The following is a 2,022-nucleotide window of genomic DNA, read 5'->3' as shown; positions in this document are numbered from 1 at the left end:
ACTCAGCCTAAAATACATCCCAATTTCTCAAGCCGAACTTTTTGACAACAATGCCAAACTGCACAACCTCGATCAGAGTATTGAGTCGATCGCGCGTTACGGATTCAAGAGTGCTGCCAAATGGGAATCCACCCTAAACGGCGGACGCGGGGGTATAGTAGCGGGGAACGGTCGGGTTGAGGCGCTGCGGGTGATGGAGGAACGGGGCGATGACTTGCCGATCGGGATTGCTCAAGATACGGAGACGGGGGAATGGTGTTTGCCCGTGTTGTTTGGGGTTGAGGCAAGCTCGGAGGTGATCGCGCGGGCTTATGCGCTCGACGACAACAACCTGACGCTGTTGGGCGGTAATTTTGCGGTTGCCGACTTGATGAAACTGTACGATCAGGAGTTGCTGTTGTCGGAGTTAGAGGAACTGAGCAAGTATGACGAGATTCCGGTCAGCATTGGTGAGAGTAATTTAGAAGAGTTATTGAGCCAACTAGCGCAAGGTGGAGACAATGAACCGGAACCGGAATATGGGGAAGACGATCCGACAGTTCCCGAAGGTATTCAAGTTCGTGAAGGGGTGGAACTTGGCTCTATCTGGGCGCTAGGGCGACATCGAATAATGTGTTCTGATTCGACCGTTGAAGAAAATGTGCGGGAGTTGTTGGGCGATCGGTTTGACGACGTGGGGATGGTTTGGGCTGACGCTCCCTATGGAATTAATTTTGATCCAACAAAAAACAGGACAAAACCCTTTGGATCGGATTCCTCTTTGTCAAAAAAGCCGATCCAAAGTATTCCAAGACCTTGCGTTATTGGTGATACGTCAATCGCGACTGCGGTTGCTGCATTTAAAATTTGCAATAAAATGGCTAATCAGTTTTGGTGGGGTGCAAATCATTATGCAAGTGAATTGCCACCTTCTAGTTGTTGGATAGTCTGGGATAAAGAAAACTCAGGCGACTTCGCTGACTGTGAATTAGCATGGACAAATCAAGATTCTGCGGTGCGAATCTTTAGGCATATGTGGAATGGCTGCATTAAAGACTCAGAAAAAAGCGAAAAAAGAGTTCACGCAACGCAAAAACCTATAGCATTATGCGAATGGGCTTTTGAGAAATACGGTCAATCTAACGATCTAATTTTTGACCCATTCTTGGGTTCAGCTCCATCAATTATAGCCGCTGAACGAATGGAAGGCGATCGAACCGTCTTTGGAATGGAACTTTCTTTAGAGTACACTGAAATTATTTTACAACGGTTCGAGAAATTTACAGGTATTCCCGCCAAACGCATTAATTAAAAGTTACAATTAACGCAAATTATCACAAAGATATCATGAAGAAAACTACCAAAACAGCATCTAACATCATGCAGCCAGAAAGTTTGGAAGAGCCGATCGAGCAACCCAATCCCAAAGAAGTGCCGCAGTCCGATCAGCTGATCGAGCCACAATTCCAAGTACCCAAACCGCCAGAAGGGCAACTTCTGTCGCCGAACGAACGAGTCAACGCTGCCTACAAGCTAGTTTACGGCGAAGGTGCGGAAATTCCAATCCGGCACGAGTCGATCGACAACGAGCGAGACGCGGACTGGTTTGTTCGATCGTACATGGGTATTTTGTTTGCGACGCGAAACGACAATCCGCTAAGTCAAAAGTTTTCTAATTTAGACGAACTTTTGACTTGGTTTTATCAAGTTTATCCGTTACAACAAGAGAAGCAAGGTGAATAAAAATTAATAGCTAATATGATATATTTAAAACATAAATCTGCTTCTTAGACGTAACTAAATTGCAGAGAGACAGTAAACCCTGTCAATCCGTCTATCCCATGACGTTAAATATGGGGCCAGCCGCAATCGTGACAATGGTAGTCTGACCACCGCTCTAAATGTGCGGGGGTGGGTGTTGGTTCAATTCCAGCTTGCGGCTTTTGAATACTATAAGTATTACAAGATTGTGGTCTCATAAATTTTATGTTATTATACATTTATGAGACCACAATCTTAACTCATTATGTTATTTTGTTCTAC

At 45.0% G+C, this 2,022-nt stretch carries 2 protein-coding genes and 1 tRNA gene; all 3 read left to right on the top strand.

Annotated features, from left to right (window positions below):
* The coding region (locus QUA24_RS27150) for a DNA methyltransferase (RefSeq protein WP_333233520.1) at positions 1-1,291 on the top strand (1,291 nt) is incomplete at its 5' end.
* 35 nt (positions 1,292-1,326) lie between these two features.
* Entirely contained in the window at positions 1,327-1,722 is a 396-nt protein-coding gene (locus QUA24_RS27145) for a hypothetical protein (protein ID WP_333233518.1), read from the top strand.
* A gap of 119 nt (positions 1,723-1,841) precedes the next feature.
* Positions 1,842-1,921 (top strand) — tRNA-OTHER (locus QUA24_RS27140).
* Positions 1,922-2,022: the final 101 nt, after the last annotated feature.

The organism is Microcoleus sp. Pol12B5, from assembly GCF_036701335.1.
Classification (GTDB): domain Bacteria; phylum Cyanobacteriota; class Cyanobacteriia; order Cyanobacteriales; family Microcoleaceae; genus Microcoleus.
This window is presented reverse-complemented; position numbering and strand designations above follow the sequence as displayed.

Bases quoted from the DNA above. Each gene is read 5' to 3' on its own strand.
- QUA24_RS27145 (WP_333233518.1), top strand. From the start codon at position 1,327: ATGAAGAAAACTACCAAAACAGCATCTAACATCATGCAGCCAGAAAGT.